The sequence below is a fragment of the Paenibacillus alba genome, assembly GCF_013204855.1.
GTDB classification, from domain to species: domain Bacteria; phylum Bacillota; class Bacilli; order Paenibacillales; family NBRC-103111; genus Paenibacillus_E; species Paenibacillus_E alba.
In genome coordinates this window covers 1-15,815 of record NZ_JABMKZ010000054.1, presented here as the reverse complement: position 1 = coordinate 15,815, position 15,815 = coordinate 1, and the positions used below count along the sequence as shown (strand labels likewise).

9 protein-coding genes are annotated in these 15,815 nt (G+C 43.3%); 1 reads left to right on the top strand and 8 read right to left on the bottom strand.

Annotated elements, in window-relative coordinates; all coding sequences use genetic code 11:
• Nucleotides 1-37: 37 nt before the first annotated feature.
• From HQN90_RS35175 to HQN90_RS35160, 4 genes are all read right to left on the bottom strand, one after another.
• Nucleotides 38-7,036 carry a PKD domain-containing protein gene (locus tag HQN90_RS35175; RefSeq protein WP_173227502.1) on the bottom strand — a complete coding sequence of 2,333 codons (6,999 nt, stop codon included), beginning with the start codon at nucleotides 7,034-7,036 and terminating at the stop codon, nucleotides 38-40.
• A 13-nt stretch (nucleotides 7,037-7,049) separates the two neighbouring features.
• The gene (locus HQN90_RS35170; RefSeq protein ID WP_338042430.1) at nucleotides 7,050-8,099 is read right to left on the bottom strand and encodes an S-layer homology domain-containing protein; all 1,050 of its coding nucleotides are present in this window, start codon (nucleotides 8,097-8,099) and stop codon (nucleotides 7,050-7,052) included.
• Nucleotides 8,100-8,352: 253 nt separating this feature from the next.
• Nucleotides 8,353-9,108 (bottom strand): pseudouridine synthase, encoded by a 756-nt coding sequence (locus tag HQN90_RS35165; RefSeq protein ID WP_173227501.1) that lies wholly within the window; start codon nucleotides 9,106-9,108, stop codon nucleotides 8,353-8,355.
• A 6-nt stretch (nucleotides 9,109-9,114) separates the two neighbouring features.
• Nucleotides 9,115-10,644: an RsmB/NOP family class I SAM-dependent RNA methyltransferase gene (locus tag HQN90_RS35160; protein ID WP_173227500.1), complete on the bottom strand. Its 1,530-nt coding sequence runs from the start codon at nucleotides 10,642-10,644 to the stop codon at nucleotides 9,115-9,117.
• A 205-nt stretch (nucleotides 10,645-10,849) separates the two neighbouring features.
• Between HQN90_RS35160 and HQN90_RS35155 the strand changes: the two genes are divergently transcribed.
• Entirely contained in the window at nucleotides 10,850-11,359 is a 510-nt protein-coding gene (locus HQN90_RS35155; RefSeq protein ID WP_173227499.1) for a thioredoxin family protein, read from the top strand.
• A 35-nt stretch (nucleotides 11,360-11,394) separates the two neighbouring features.
• Here the strand turns inward: HQN90_RS35155 and HQN90_RS35150 are convergent, their stop codons facing one another.
• Genes HQN90_RS35150 through HQN90_RS35135 form a run of 4 tightly spaced genes read right to left on the bottom strand, consistent with a single transcriptional unit; the run spans nucleotide 11,395 to nucleotide 15,565 of the window.
• Nucleotides 11,395-12,498: a GerAB/ArcD/ProY family transporter gene (locus tag HQN90_RS35150; RefSeq protein ID WP_173227498.1), complete on the bottom strand. Its 1,104-nt coding sequence runs from the start codon at nucleotides 12,496-12,498 to the stop codon at nucleotides 11,395-11,397.
• Between the two features lie 11 nt (nucleotides 12,499-12,509).
• Nucleotides 12,510-12,743: a hypothetical protein gene (locus HQN90_RS35145; RefSeq protein WP_338042429.1), complete on the bottom strand. Its 234-nt coding sequence runs from the start codon at nucleotides 12,741-12,743 to the stop codon at nucleotides 12,510-12,512.
• 7 nt (nucleotides 12,744-12,750) lie between these two features.
• Nucleotides 12,751-13,929, bottom strand: a complete 1,179-nt coding sequence (locus HQN90_RS35140; RefSeq protein WP_173227497.1) for a Ger(x)C family spore germination protein — start codon at nucleotides 13,927-13,929, stop codon at nucleotides 12,751-12,753.
• Nucleotides 13,930-13,966: 37 nt separating this feature from the next.
• Nucleotides 13,967-15,565 carry a spore germination protein gene (locus HQN90_RS35135; protein WP_246362981.1) on the bottom strand — a complete coding sequence of 533 codons (1,599 nt, stop codon included), beginning with the start codon at nucleotides 15,563-15,565 and terminating at the stop codon, nucleotides 13,967-13,969.
• Nucleotides 15,566-15,815: the final 250 nt, after the last annotated feature.

Sequence of the window (15,815 nt, the reverse complement as noted above, 5' to 3'; positions counted from 1 at the left end):
ATGTTAAAAGCAGCTATCCGAAGATAACTGCTTATTATTATTGTACTCTATGAACGCCGATTGATTTATTGACATTACCAATGATATGGACAGGAATATCCTCCGTTTTGACGGTTCCATTGTGATAACGAATTCGAAAATGGATCGTTTGCAAGCCTTGTGGCAAGCCCTCCGTAAAAGATTGAAATTTCGAGTCAAAAACTTCGCCGATAAACTTAGTCTCGTCCCCAGAGGCAGCAACTAGTTGCTCAGATACATAAAGCGATTTGCCATCTAATCCTACTGTATCTAACCAAGCAGTAACTTCATCCACAGGAGCAGGCGAGCTTCTACTGGATACCATGAAAATTTCTCCGGAATAAAAGTCTTTTGGTGCTGCCGAGGTTTGATGTCCACTTTTTTCGTGTATCGCATGCCAATTAGCGGTGTATGTTACATCAGATTGGATCGTTAACGGGAGTACGCTAATTATTTTGGCAGCAGTACTGGATACATAACCATCTGAAACGGTTAATGAAATTCGGTAGCTGCCAGGATCAAGGAAACGATCCGTCACATTTGTATCGGAAAATGACTTCACCATCCCGTTCGGTTGCTCTATTTTCCACGAATAAGTTAGTGCATCGCCATCCGGATCATAAGAGGAATTAGTCGTTTGTACGCGATCCCCTTCCCAAACCGGTTTTGGAGACCAATCAAAGTCCGCGATAGGCGCCCGATTGATATAAAACCATGTTTGTGGCGAATAATCAGACCAAATAAACCCATCAAAAACTCTTGCGCGAACACGCAGCTTTTCTCCCGCAGGAAGATTTTGCGTTGCTGCCCAACTTCCCGAATTTGAAGTCGTTCCTTGGTACAACGGCCCAGAGTCCAACACCATGACATCGTTCGTTTCATTTGTAATTTGAAGCTGAAAATAAGTGAATGTTGTATTGGGATCAGGATCATTTTGATGCCATCCAAAAGTTGGCTTTAGTTCTGAAAAAAGAGTTGGCGCTCCCTGAGTCCCACTCGGAACAATCATAGTGGCAGAAGGCGGACTATTGGTAAGAAACCAACCTGTGTTTGACCATTCCGACCAATACTTTCCATCATGTACACGAACTTGCACCTGCATCGGTTTACCATCATTCGGTAAATAGGCAATGGGAAATGGATTCTCTGCCGTCCAAGATGTATGGCGTGTGTAATAGGAACACCTGTATTTCAAACCAGAATCTGAATCAATACTACACCCATGTTCATAGGAGCCGCTTTTCAGTGAATCATAGAAATAGCCATCTCCGGAAGTATATTTAAGTTGTATCCCATTTTCATCTAAAATACGATATTGCCAGTTTTGGAATAGGGTGTCAGTATCAACATCCGTTTGGACCCAAGCAGGTATCAACGAATTCCCTGTAATAGCTGTCGGATTCGCTTGCGTTCCAGAAGGGTAGGTTAACACGGCCTTTGGCGGAGAACCGCTGCTGAAATATTTTTCATCCCAATCGGACCACAATCCATACTCATCTTGAACTCTTACCCTCACCTTGTATACTTGATCGCTGTTCAACGTCATATAATATGTCTCGGACATAGGAACAACGACTCCATCACTTTTCAAATGGGTAGCTCTCGCAACATTCGGATACGTGTAGCTAACCCAGCGATACTGTGGTGTGCTGTAATAATCATACAAATAAAGCTGTACATCCATCTCATAAGCTCTAATGACGCTTTCTGCATCATAATCTATGGCATTCCACGTAAAGAGAGGGTTGGATGAAGCGGAACCCGTTGGATGATCATAATCAACACCTGTTGGGGAAGTCAGTTGAACAAATGGTGCATGATTAACTAGAGGCGCATTTAACCAAATAAAGGCTTCCGCCCAATCAGACCATGCTCCATATTCATCTTTTGCAGCGACTCGGAACGTATACATGCCCATTTCTTTCACACGATGTAATTGTCCATCAACCGAAGTACCGTCTGGCAAAATATATTCGTATCTTCGATCAACGATCCCACGATTAGAGCAATAGTTAATTCCCGTTGGTTCAGTAGAACACGATCCGCTGGGCAGCCATCGATCAGGATCATAACTTTGATCAACGTAAGTAACATTGTAATAAATATCTTGATTAACCTGAAGAACAGCAATGGGGCGCCTGTGGATCAATACATTCCTTGCATAAGGATCAGATTCTGCTTGATACATAGCAAATGTCGGATTGGGATAAGCGTAGCCTGCAGGTGCTGGATCATCCTCTCCGATCAAAGTCATCTTATAGATTCCGACTTTATCAAGAATTTGCACTGGGCTTCCAGTTACAGTCTGGTTGTGGAAAGCAGAAATGCCACTTTTTCCATCTTCGGCATCCAGAAATTTGGTTGAGCCCCTATGTTCGTACGTCCATTTATCCTTAACAGCCAAATGTGCATCTGCTTCAGGATCATTAAACGCTGTTGTATAAGTTAGCTCTTCCCCCACAATACCTCTGTCACTTATTTTTGTATGATCAACAATAGGAATTTTGACAGAAACATTTCGAAACTGTGAACCAAAACCTCCGATGAATGCCCCGTAAGTACCTGAAGTAAACGTAGAATCCGTTACATCAAATATAGGTGTTGCTCCTAGCCTAACTTTTATTTTAGATCCTCGAACGGATATTTTAAAATTAGTAAAATCGGTTGTGTTTAAAGCAATAGGACTTACTCGCAGCTCTGTTCGTACACCGTTTACGATCTTAGATAACGACAATCGGTTTGAAATAACTTCAAGCCTGTACATATTATTGTTATTTTGCGCTCTAAAGCTCATACCGGATGGTGTATGAATACTATAGTTTGGACTTGTTTGCAGGAAGTCAAAGTAATAATCAGCATCCGTTACATTCGTATCTTTCTTCATAATTTGACCCAGCTCGTTTGCACCATAATCAGCATTCGTCGCTACTGTGCCTTTAATGGTGTAATAGTAATATTTCTCATAAGAACCTGAATAATCATCGTCATAACTTGATATGTAGCTGCCAGCACTACAAGACCCGCAAGATGTGCGGACGATGTTGTATCGCCGGTCCTTGAAATGGCGCTCATGTGCGATGACATAAAACTCCCCATCTGATCCAAAACCCGCACCATCAATCGTAAATTGATAATCTTCGTACAAAACAGAATAACTTTTCGTACTAACAGGCCTTATTCCGGCAGTCGTGTATTCTGCAATTTTAACAGCGTATTTGTCTGTTACGACAATTTTATTTAGCCCGTCAACGATAAACACATACCCATCGGCTGATACGGTAAAGCGAATATCACGTAAAGATTTTCTTTCTGTATATTCCCCGCCATTCAAATAATTACTACCGCTATATCTCTCTGCGTCATCGTAAGGAACCGAACTGATATCAAGCCTTGTAGTTACACCCGTATGCTTATTGTAGGAAGTCAAGTAGTTAATCATCGTACCTTTGTTGCTCATATTGTAATTACTGCTGTTACTGCTGTTGTTATAATTGTAATACGTATTAACATCATCACTATGACCAGTAATGACAACGTCAGCATCTTCGAATACAGCACCACTCGCCTGCGGCGGTCTAACAATAGATGCTGTTGGCACTACCACCCCTGTTTCAACATCTATCCAATCGGAAGTATCTGAACCACCACAGTACCAACAAACATTTGGTTTAAACAATACCGCTGGAAGCTTGATTTTCGTTCCATCCTCATTAATTTCCATGATCGATGAAGTACCTACTTGATAAGCATGTGCAGGAAGCTGCATGTAATTCAAAACACCACTATTGCCATATTCAAAACTTTTTACCCAAGAGACGTTCCCACTTGCATTCTTTCGGGTGTAATCACACCAATAGCGATACACATCATCATCACTAGAATCATAGTAATAATATCTACACGACAACGAGTATGTCCCACCTTTAGCGTCATAAGACAAATAGTTGCCCGTATTACTTGCAGTTGATACTGAGTTAAGACCTGTTTCATACGAAACCTTTGGATCAGAATAAAGCTTTCCAGTGTAAGCATTTATCGTTCCACCACCTGAATCAGCTGTAAGGATTGTTACAGGTATTCCGCCTATCGATGCAACACCGTACCTTTTGCCTAGATATTGTGTACTAAAAAGCTGTGGTACATAGTAGCTATGTCCAGCATCTTTGCCCAAAGTTATCGTAGTGGGAGTAAATGTCAAATTTGTAACCGGAGCATTGTAGGGAGCTTTGCCATAGTGTGAGGTAAAACCTTTTGTCACCGTGTTGTAAGTAAGACCAATATTCTTCACTTTATCTAAGATTTGGTTCGTCAAACTAGAGCCCTGCCATTGATCACCAAATGCCATGAGCATTTCACTCTCATTCATCGTGTTGAAAAGTGGAGGTTCAGGGTTTGCACTAGTTACCGTAAATGAAACTTCAGGAGAATCATTTGTAATGGAAATAAAAAACGGTTTCGTATCCGTAAGCCCCCAATCTTCCGTTGTTTTAACTGTAATTCGATAATTGCCAATCACAGCTGCTGGTAATGATGTGTACCCACCAACAGTCAAAGGAATATGTACACTGGAATGTTCATCGAAATTACCGTCATTATCACTATCATACTGGTAGCTGGCCGTTGTAGAAACGATGAGATCACCATCAGGACTATATGACATATCCTTAAAAGGCACGCTCCCCCGAACTGCTACAAGCGGTAAATTAATTAAAGCTACTGGTGCTTTGTCTTCGACAACATTGATTTGTTTGATCGCCATATTCTCAGGCAAACTTCTTACACCACGATTGTCACTAACTTCTAGCGTTATTGTTTCAAAACCGACATTCGGATAAACCGTCCGTTTATTCGTCCAAAATTCCTGCTCAATTGTTCTGTTTTTTGCAGGTTTACTGCATGCGCCATTGATTGCGTTGGCTGTCAAAGGTCTGTTTTGAACTACACGACTGGGGACGTTAATACAAGGAATTGGCTCGGGGCGCATAATATGGATGGTTGCGTCTTTTTGTGTACAAGCACCTAGTTGATCGCACATACGGGCTGTGATTGTATGATCACCGACGGAATGGGGAGCGGTTAACCAAGTTAACTTATCTTCTCCTTTTAAATAACCTTGTGATGGGAAGCTTTTGATCCATGCACTTGTGCTTTCTGCAAATCGCCATTCAAAATTAACCAGATCATCATCAGGATCGTAATGGTTAGGAGCTACTTCTGGTAATAGTCTCACGTTAAGTCTATCTCCAACAATGGCATCCGGAATCGGTGTCCGACTGTAATAATCCGCATCCGGGAACCACCCAATTTCAAACTGTGGCGGGCGGTTCGGAGGCTTTGGACCAATAGTAAATGTACCTGTTCCAAAATAGGAGGTTCCTCCGCAGCTGTCTTCCAGCTTGTATTCAATCCGTACACTGCCACTTTCCATATTCCCTGGGTATCCAAGATAACCCATCATCCCATAAGCAAAAATGGACATATCGTTGGTAGAAGCTGCTGTTAAACTACTCCAACCATACTGGACATAACCACCTGTCGATTGTGATAGAACGAACCTTCCTCGCACAGGCGTACAACCTGAAGGAATCGTCCAATCCGCTCGAATGATGTTGCTTTCTTTCCAAGTTATTGAGGGCTTATCCGCTCTAGTGGTACCACTAAAATTGCCACCACTTGGTGAACATGATGCTTGTGGGGTTATAATTTGATTCAACGTGTTGTTAGATGAACTGGTTTCGGAGATTGTATCACTGGAATCAACCACGAGTGTTAAACTCTTGGTTCCACTGAACGTGTAGGGGATCGTTTCGGTAATTATCTGCCCAGAGCTAACTCCAGAGGTGTAGGTGAAAGTTTTGAAAACTGTGCCATCAGCGGCTAGAGTCACATTAAAAGTGGAGCCACTCGGGATGTCTATGCCGAGATTTTTGAACTTGATTGAGACATTAGTGCTGATATTGACGACGACGCAAGAACCAGCGTCGATGGAAATGGAAGCGAGGTCGGGTTTGACTGGTGGGGTGTAGGTTACATCTATGGACATTTGGTATTTGTAGGTGGTTCCTTGCCAGATGGCTGTAGCGAACATTTCATAATTTCTTAGTAATCCTCCTGAACCATCCGAATCTGGAGATTCTTGAATTTGATCTGCTGGAACGGATGCATCTAATAACATTATAGTTCGTATCATTCCTTGGCCATCCAAATCACCTTTGCCAAAAGCCAAAGGCTCTGCTCCATAACTAGTTCTTGGTTTCACAGCATCAATAATACTGATAGTATTTTGATCTAGCTTACCTCCATCATTTATCTCTGAACCCACACCAGAAATGTTAGCTGAAGTTTCCGATAAAAACCAATTATCAGGTCTATTAACGGCATAAGCAGTTGTGACAGAATAACCTTCTTTGTTATAATCAGCTATCCTATCACCACTAGCACCATTATTGGAGTATAGTGAGGACTGATAAGCATACCTCAAATCTGGCCCAAATGTGTTCGCATTTGTGTAATCAAATGTGGTGGATGTGTACCTTTTACGACCATATAGAGGAATCTTTCCTGGGTATAGGGACGGAGTACCCCCAGCACCTTCGAATTCAATTGGATAAGGAGTTTTCGTTGCATTATGTTCCCATATATTCCCTAATGGTTGCCGGTAAATTTGATGCATTGGTTTAGTTTCTGTCTTCCCATATACAAGGGTGCTTCCTCCACTCAAATTTGTAATAGTTATTGTATTTCCACTATTTGTTGCGACACCTCCAGAACCTCCTTGATTACTTAAGGTAATATTAGTAATTGTACCAGCGACAAATGAACTAATATCCTTAACAATTATTTTTGTTTGAGAAGCAGAGTATTGTGGTGACACAATTGAGGGACTAAAAATACCTTGTTCGAAATTGTAATATAATTTTACTATTGAAGAAGCCTGCGCACCCTTGGGATCGAAGAACTGTAATAACAACTCCATTAATATTAAGAAAAGCATTGCTCTGTTTATAAAAGTCCGCAATTCAATTCTCCCCTTATTTAACTGCCAATTTAGTATGTTTTCCTAGAATGTCGAAGACAATCATTTCACTTGCTATCTTTTTCGGAAGTGCGTATGCTACATAACCTTCATTTACTTGATCTCTTGTAAATCTCATCCATCGTGTTAACTGATGACTTGCATTAAGGAGTAATTGATCTGAAGCATCAAGTTGTGATAATAGTTGTGAAGGATGCAAGTCCGGTGCCCCTACCCCTGTCTCAGTTGCCACAACAATGAAATTAGCAAAGACTACAACATTATCTATGTTGCTCGTTGTCTTGTCCCAAGTACTCATATCCACCAACTTCATATAAGGATCATCCACATCCGCAGGATCAGCCACAATCAACTTATTCAACCTAACCGTAACACCCTCTGCATAAGTCCAGGTGGTTCCTATTTCTTTGGGCTTCAAACCCAACATCGTCCCAACGTTGCTTCCCGTTTCATCGATCTCAGCTCTACTCGCCGCATGCTTGTCAACAGGCAGCTTGTCACCCCGTTTTACAGAAAGAATACGTTCAATCATTGTAATTGCCTGCGCACGTGTACTTGTTCCATATGTATCCAAATCCGTTGTACTTACACCATGTATCAATCCAAACGAAGTCGCTTCGCGCATTGTACCCTTTAATGCTTTATTCGTGCTTTTTACAGAAAGCATGGCCATTTCGTAGCGCTGCAAAGGCTCAGCGTATCCTTCCGGGAATATATCAGGGATAACCCCCTTCTCTTTGAGTCGCTCCACATAGGGTTTGTACCAACCATCGCCATCAACTTTGGTTACTTCCTCTCCTGTTGCAACTGCTGCCATCTTAATAAACTCAGCTCGAGTAATGGGGGAATCCGGTTTAAAACTGCCATTAGCATATCCATCCACATAGCCTGATTTGACAGCTGCTTGAATGGCTTGCTCGGACCAATGACCAGAGATATCCTTGAATCGATCCCCTTCTTGTGCCAGAGAACTATAAACATCATACCCAAGAGATAGCATACTGAGAACTACAACTACAATTAAAATAAAGCCTTTCTTCTTCACTTTATATCCCCTCTTTCTTCTTGATTCATAAATTTAAATATACAAAATATGACTTCATCATTATCGGTAGTATCTCATTATTTCGCCACCAACGTCCACCTTATTTATCCATAAATGCCAAATTAAACAACAAAAAACCGCCCTGCAATCGCATAACACTCAGCGAGAGTACAGGCGGTTCTTCCGCACGTTCACAACCAAAATCTTCTAAACCAAAAATACCATATGTTCGTATTTTTGTAAATCTAAAATTTTAGCCTTCAAGCGTTGTGTGAGCATGCTGCAAAGCAAGAAGCTCTTCCTTCGTCAGCTCTCTCGCCTGACCCAACGCCAAATTCGGATCAAGGACAAGCGGACCCATGGAGATACGTTTCAAGTAAGACACCCTTTTGCCAACTGCTTGAAACATACGCTTTACTTGATGGAACTTGCCTTCCATAATCGTAAGCTCAATTTCGGAGAGTTCACCATTCGACTCGTTCCCGCTCTGCAAAATTTTCAAAATACCAGGCAGCGTTTCATAGCCATCATCTAAGGTGACACCTTGGGAAAAAGCTTCGCGATCTGTTTCTGTAACTTCCCACTCCACTTTGGCAAAGTAGGTTTTGGGAACATGTTTACGCGGCGAAAGAAGATTATGCGCGAGTTTGCCATCATTGGTTAACAGAAGGAAGCCTTCTGTATCTTTATCCAGGCGCCCGACCGGAAAAACTTCGAATGGCGCATAAACGTCATCTAACAGATCAACAACCGTGCGATCACGATTATCTTCAGTAGCAGATACAACTCCTTGCGGCTTGTTCATCATCAGATAGACGAACTCACGGTAAAGCACGGCCTCCCCATTCACCTTGATGACATCCGTTTCAGGATTCACTTGCATGCCGCTGTCTTTGACTTTCACACCATTGACATAGATCGCGCCTTCTTTGGCCAGGCGTTTGAGTTCAGAGCGCGTGCCGATGCCCACATGGGCGAGTATTTTATCGAGCCTTTGTGTTTGTTTCATGACCGCTTAGGTCCACCTCCAGCCGGGCGGGTATTCGTTCTTCAGCATCCCGTCGTGCCATTTGCCCCAGCCGACGGGATGGTCGTCAATGCAGACCAGGCAGTAGCCTTTGGCTGCCTGGGTCACTTCCGGGTCGCGTACGATCTCGCTCTCCGCGACTTCGAGCGTCTCGCCCTTCAGGTAACGAAGGGCTCGCTCGTCGCGCGAAGCCAAGCTCAGCGCTCGCTTGGCTTCGCGCAAGCGCAGTCCCATGGCTAGCGCATGGGACGGTTCGAATCGGCCGCGATGCAGCGCGCCGATGTACCAGCCTGGCCGCACGACTTTCAGTCCGTGCAGCTCGGGCAAGCCCTCCGGCGACGCATACGCATGCTCGCCGTAACAGACGAGCCGCCCAGCGGCAAAGGGCTCACTGCGCAGCAGCTCGCCCTCGAACGCCTGCAGCGGCTCCAAGCTTACAGCCGGCCGCGGCGTTGCATCAGCGCGGCTCTTCCCCCGCAGTGCCTCACGGCCGCCGCGCTTCCTGCCACTCGACGCCGACACGAAGTCGGCGTCACGCCCTCCACTGCCCACATCACCACCCGCAGCGCCATTTCCAAGACCCCGCTGCAAAACGGCAACATAATGCCCCTCGCCCTTTAGGCGATGCGGCCACAATCTTGCTGTTCCGGCAACGGCCTCCATAGAGCGAGATGAATAGGCGCCTTCTTCACACCAAGGAGCTCTCAGCCAATCCGGCCGTCCCGCACTGAACTGATCAACCGGTACCACGTTGAAATCCAGATGTTTATCCAGAAATTCAGCAATCTGGGCTTCGTTCTCCTCTGGTGAAAACGTACAGGTCGAATAGACAATTCTGCCTCCAGGGGCAAGCATCTGAGCTGCTTGTTCAAGCAGTTCCCGCTGCATCTCAGCAAATTCCTGAACGGAATGACGTTCCCATTGCTGCATCATTTCTTCTTCCTTGCGGAACATGCCTTCTCCTGAACAAGGGGCATCAATTAATATTTTATCAAAATACCCGCTAAAAGCAGATGACATACGCCCTGGCTTCTCATTCAAAACAACTGCATTCCTGACACCTAGCAGCTCCAAATTTTTCACTAATGCCTTGACTCGATCGGAATGGATATCATTCACAACGAGCACGCCTTCGCCTTGCATTTTGGCTGCAATCTGTGTAGACTTGCCGCCTGGCGCTGCGCAAAGGTCAAGCACACGCTCTCCTGGTTCTACCTGTAGCAGCTCAACCGGCGCCATAGCGCTTGGCTCTTGGATGTAGTATAAACCCGCATGATAATAAGGATGCTTCCCCGGACGTTCACCTTCTTGATAATAGAAGCCGTCAGCAGCCCAAGGCACCTTGCTCAGCGTGAATGGACTTCGGGCCGCGAACTCTTCCTTGCTGATTTTAGCCGTGTTCACTCGTAACCCGAACAATCTCGCTTGATCATAGGATGCCAGAAATTGTTCGAATTCCTCTGCCCCTAATAAATCCATCATTTTAGTCTTAAATAGATCAGGTAACTGCTTCGTCATTCAACATCTTCGCTTTCCTAGTTAATCTATATCTGTTCAATCTATCATACTCGCACAGATGATTCTTTTTCCATTCTTTCAATAACCTATCGGTATTATAGCTGAACTGTCACGAAACAGCCAATAATTTTCAAAATCCAAACAGGATATGCTATACTTTTCATAGAAGATATGTAGATAGTAAACATCATAAAGAGGTGCATGAATGAAGAAGCTGCTTATTTATCTTGGCATTGTTATCGTTTTATTCGGGGGCTTATATTTGGTTAATCAGCAATCGACCAAAACATCGGACAAAGCAAATGCGGGCAATCCTTATGGCGTCGCGGCGTCCAAACTCAATCCGGAAACAGTGAAGCAATTGAACGACCCTAATTATCAGAACTTGATTCTTCCCAAAGATTTGGATCAAAGACTGAAGAACAAAGAAACATTTTTCCAATATTATTACGCATCAACCTGCCCTCACTGCAAAATTACCACACCTGTACTTGTTCCATTGGAAAAAGAGCTCAATATTGACGTAAAACAGTTCAATTTAGAGGAATTCAAGGATGGTTGGCAAAAATATAACATCGAATCCACACCTACCCTCGTCTATTACAAAAATGGTGTAGAAGTTGATCGTATGGTTGGCGGCGTTCCTGAACAAGGCGCCACAGGCGGCAACACACCTGAAATGTTCAAAGCTTTTTTCCAAAAGTATAAAGGCTAATAGATGAACAAAAGCAGCGGATATCCGCTGCTTTTTCATTTGCCAAGCTTCTTCGTTTTTTTTCGATAATAAGCTAAAGCCAATAAAATCAAAGGAATAAGCAGACCGAAGGTTCCTGAATAGAAAACCCAAATTTTCGAGACGAACTGAATAAAGTACGCAACATCCGGAAAAGAAACAATCGAAAGAACAATTAAAACCATCCCCAAAGGCAGATAAAGTTGTTTAACCTCCTTCAGCTTAAAAATTTCGCCAAATGTCATTGTAGCGGCATAGAAGCATATCGTTAATTTAAAGTAGATCGTAATGAACCAAATCCCCGCCATAATAACTTCCAGACGCTCGAGGAAAGAACCGATGCTAATTTTTTTAGCCAAACTAAAGCTTGGGTACATTTGTACGGCCGTTAATTTGTCACCCAACACAAGAATAGAAAAAAGGGAAATGAGAACTAGCAAACTTCCTCCGATCGAAACGCCAATGAGAAATGACTTGCCTAGCTTTTTGGTTGTTTTCACAAAAGGGATGATCATTAAGAAGACAACAAGCTCCAAATACGGCGTACCGATCAGAGGGAATGAGGCCCGAATAATAGGCTTCAACCCATAGCCAAACACGGGCAGCACGAATTTGGGATCAAATTGGAAAGGCAGGAATATGAACATAAGAAAGAAAAACAACAGGACCCAAGGCAGGAAAATTTCTGATGTTCGCGTAAATGTCTCCAGACCATTTCGGATACCGAGTATAACAATCGTTAAGAAAAAGATATGCGTAAATTGCAAGGGTGTATCCACCAATACCTGTGTTGTGATGAAATCCCCCAAATTCCGCAAGACAAGCGCAGCCAGAATAAAGAAAAAGCAAAAATACAGAAAAGAGACTGCTTTTCCAAGCCATTTCCCCATCAACTCTTCACAATACGCAACAAGGGTTTTGCCAGCAAACCGACTTCCCAATGTGTAGAATAGGATCACCAAAAGCAATCCTACAAGCAAACCCAAGAGTGCTGCAATCCAAGCATCTGTCTTGGCCTCATAGGCAAGTCCCGAAGGTGCAATAAGAATGGAGCTGCCGACAGTAAATAGAATCGTGAGGATCGTGAATTGATGAACACCTATTTGGCCTTTCTCGATCATTGGATACACCTCTACTTTAAGATACCGAAAACAAAATCACTAATTGGCTTATAAATAAACGTAAGCCAATCCAAGGGATTAGGAATTGGCATACGCAATTCTAACAAGATACTTAGCAGGATTCCCATAAGAAGGAGCGCAAAAAAGATCCAAATCTCCCTTCTTAGCTTTTTTCGAAATAAAGCAGGACCTTCAATGAAAGCAATCATGGAACCGATTAATATCGTCGTGATGGACGTTAACACAATGAATTCACTCCTCAGGCCGCTCAATCAAAGAGTTATTGATTGTTCCTACGCGGCGAATCTGGATGTCAACATCAATTTTCACCTTTAACTTTGCAAACTCATTGCCCCAATCTGACTTCATGAGGGTCCACGTTTTAGGGGCTACATCTTCAATTGCTTCGCCAAATCCGAAAATGTCGGCTTTATTTTGTTTCGCTTTTTGGATGACAGCATACATGATCTTGGTCAAATTTGCTTCGGCAATCCCCTCTAATTCCGGAATGGTTTGTGGATCAAGTAAATTAATATGACATTGAACCTCACTCACATTCTCTTCCACAAAGACATGGATATTAATTTCAGGCTTGCCATTAACCATTTTCCCTTTCATTTTTGTTTTTTCTCTTATGATTTCAAGAGATAATGTTCCGCCTTCGGGGCAAGTTAGATGCCCCATTGTGCTTTTTACATTTCCCATGATGTAGTTATATCCCTTGCTTTCATCCTCATTCAGCCAATCAACTAACTTATCTTGTTTGAAGAGGGCTAATCCCGAATATTCCAATATGGACAAAGGCGAGGTTTCATTTAAATTGGTTCTGGACTCTCCTTTTTTACTATAGCCTTTGATCACAAGTCCCGTAAGCACGGCTTCTCTTGTTGGATCTCCCAAATTCGTTAAAAACCGATCCAATTGAACACTCACGGTAGGTGACCAAGATTTTTCGGAAGTTTCCAAAGTCTTAAACATTTTATTTGCCGGAATTCGTTCAATTGGCGTCAACACTTTCAGCACTTTGCTAGCCGTAGTGCCTTTGGCCACAATGATATAGAAATCTGATCGGACTTCGTGATCTCTGGATATACCATCCATCACTTTATTGATGCCTTGACGTGCTAGATCTTCTCCAATGACTAAAATACGCAAATGAGAAGCAAAAATTTTCCGAGGAGCCATCGTTGTCAGCTTGCGAACAGCCTCTAACGTCGAAACTCCCGTAGCTGAAAGTGTCGTAACTGGCGTGCTGTAGCCGCTCCCCTTTTTGGCAGCAACTTCGTTCGGATTCACAATTTGTGCTGTCACCAAATATTGCTTGCCGCTCGTATCAAACCCAATACCTACCGTAATAGCCAAATCATTCAACTCATGCCGATCCCAGCAGCCAGATAGTACAAAACCAAGTAAGATGAGTATGCAACTCATACACCCCAATCTCTTCATATGGCAATGACCTCCTTTTTTACTTCCGCTTCGGCTTAGAGAGTGGAGCATTGTTCTCACGAATTTGATTCTTAGGACTGATGAAACGCGGTCTAGAGAAAAGTCCCCACTGCGGAAGTCTTAAAATCGTATCTTTCTGATCCGCTAGAACGAAGGGAGCCATTGGCGACATATAGGGCACACCAAAGGACCGTAAACTGCACAAATGCTGGACCATTCCGATTAAGCCAACTGTGATTCCGAATAATCCAAAGGTTGCTGCAAAGATCATCAGAATGAATCGCAAAATACGAATAGGAATCCCCATACTGAATGCAGGAATAACAAAATTCGATATCGCTGTAATCGCAACAACAATAACCATGGCCGGTGATACTAATCCCGCATCCACCGCTCCTTGACCGATGACTAGAGCGCCTACGATTGAGACAGCTTGACCTACCGTTTTGGGAAGACGAACACCAGCTTCACGCAAGATCTCGAAGGTCACTTCCATCAAGAGGGCCTCAACAAAGGCAGGGAATGGAATCCCCTCACGCTGGGCCGCCAAGTTAAAAAGCAAAGAGCTCGGCACCAGTTCTTGATGAAACGTAGTTACCGCGATATAGAAGGAAGGGGCCATCAAGGAGATAAAAAAACAAATATACCGCAAAATGCGAATCAGTGTGGCGAATTCTGCCCGTTGATAATAATCTTCCGAGGATTGAAAAAACTGAACAAACAAGGCAGGTGCTTCCAGAACGAAGGGTGTCCCATCGACAAATATGGCTACCCGGCCTTCCAAAAGTCCTGCAGCAATGACATCGGGTCGTTCTGTGTTATATATGGTAGGAAATGGTGTGAACGTTTCATCCTGAATAAGCTCTTCGATATTTCCGCTTTCCAATATCCCGTCAATATCAATGCGATGAAGTCGGAGACGTACTTCTTCCACGATTTTGTCGTTCGCTATGCCATGAATGTGCATCATCGAAACGCTCGTTTGTGTGACTCGGCCGATACTCATTGTTTCCAACCACAAATTGGGACTTTTAATACGTTTGCGAATGAGCGATATGTTAGTCCCAATAGATTCTGTGAAGCCATCGCGTGGTCCTCTTACAACAGATTGGGTGGTAGGCTCCTCCACGGAACGTTGATCCCCTCCTCCTGTGTTTACCGACAACGCAAGAGAGTATCCGTTCATGAAAATAATCGTGGCACCGTTTAACATGCTTTGGCAAATGTCATTAAACGTCTCCAGCGTATTTACTTCTCCACTGGTATGAAGAATGTTCTTCACTAAGTCGGGATACAGATAAAAGCCCGTGTTCATTTCTTCTATCAATTGAGCTGATCGCGTATTCAGCATCGACATCATTTCTTGAAAAAACGTTTTGTTCACCAGCTGTTCAAGAAATACGTAGCCAAAGGTATGGTTGGTCTCAACATCTATGCACAATTCGCCAGAACTAATATCCGAGCTGTTCCCGAAAATCGTTCTAACTTCCGCAATATTCAATCCGATATCCTGAAATAGACTCATTTGCAGCAGCGGCTGCTCGATATCTTCGGAAGTATCCGTTGGTATTCGCTCACGATTAAATATTTGATGTAGCGTTTTCTTCCAGGTTAGCATTTGTTCGCCACCACCAAACTTCATGGAATTACATATGTCTTATGGGAAAGTTTTCCCTAACTCCGGGAAATTATGTATCTATTTTCTCCCCAGCCGTCTCCTGTACGAACAAAAAGACCCCACACCTTGTGATCTGGACCCTCTGTCAAGGACACTTTAAAAAACTCGATTTAACCTAGGCAGCTAACAAAAGATGATTCCTGTATTGCACAGGGGTCATCTTTTTTAATCCCCATTGGTATCGATTATT

Excerpts from the sequence above, each read along its gene's own strand:
- HQN90_RS35160 (WP_173227500.1), bottom strand. The coding sequence starts at position 10,644 with ATGACGAAGCAGTTACCTGATCTATTTAAGACTAAAATGATGGATTTA.
- HQN90_RS35165 (WP_173227501.1), bottom strand. The coding sequence starts at position 9,108 with ATGAAACAAACACAAAGGCTCGATAAAATACTCGCCCATGTGGGCATC.
- HQN90_RS35140 (WP_173227497.1), bottom strand. The coding sequence starts at position 13,929 with ATGAGTTGCATACTCATCTTACTTGGTTTTGTACTATCTGGCTGCTGG.
- HQN90_RS35135 (WP_246362981.1), bottom strand. The coding sequence starts at position 15,565 with ATGCTAACCTGGAAGAAAACGCTACATCAAATATTTAATCGTGAGCGA.
- HQN90_RS35150 (WP_173227498.1), bottom strand. The coding sequence starts at position 12,498 with ATGATCGAGAAAGGCCAAATAGGTGTTCATCAATTCACGATCCTCACG.
- HQN90_RS35155 (WP_173227499.1), top strand. The coding sequence starts at position 10,850 with ATGAAGAAGCTGCTTATTTATCTTGGCATTGTTATCGTTTTATTCGGG.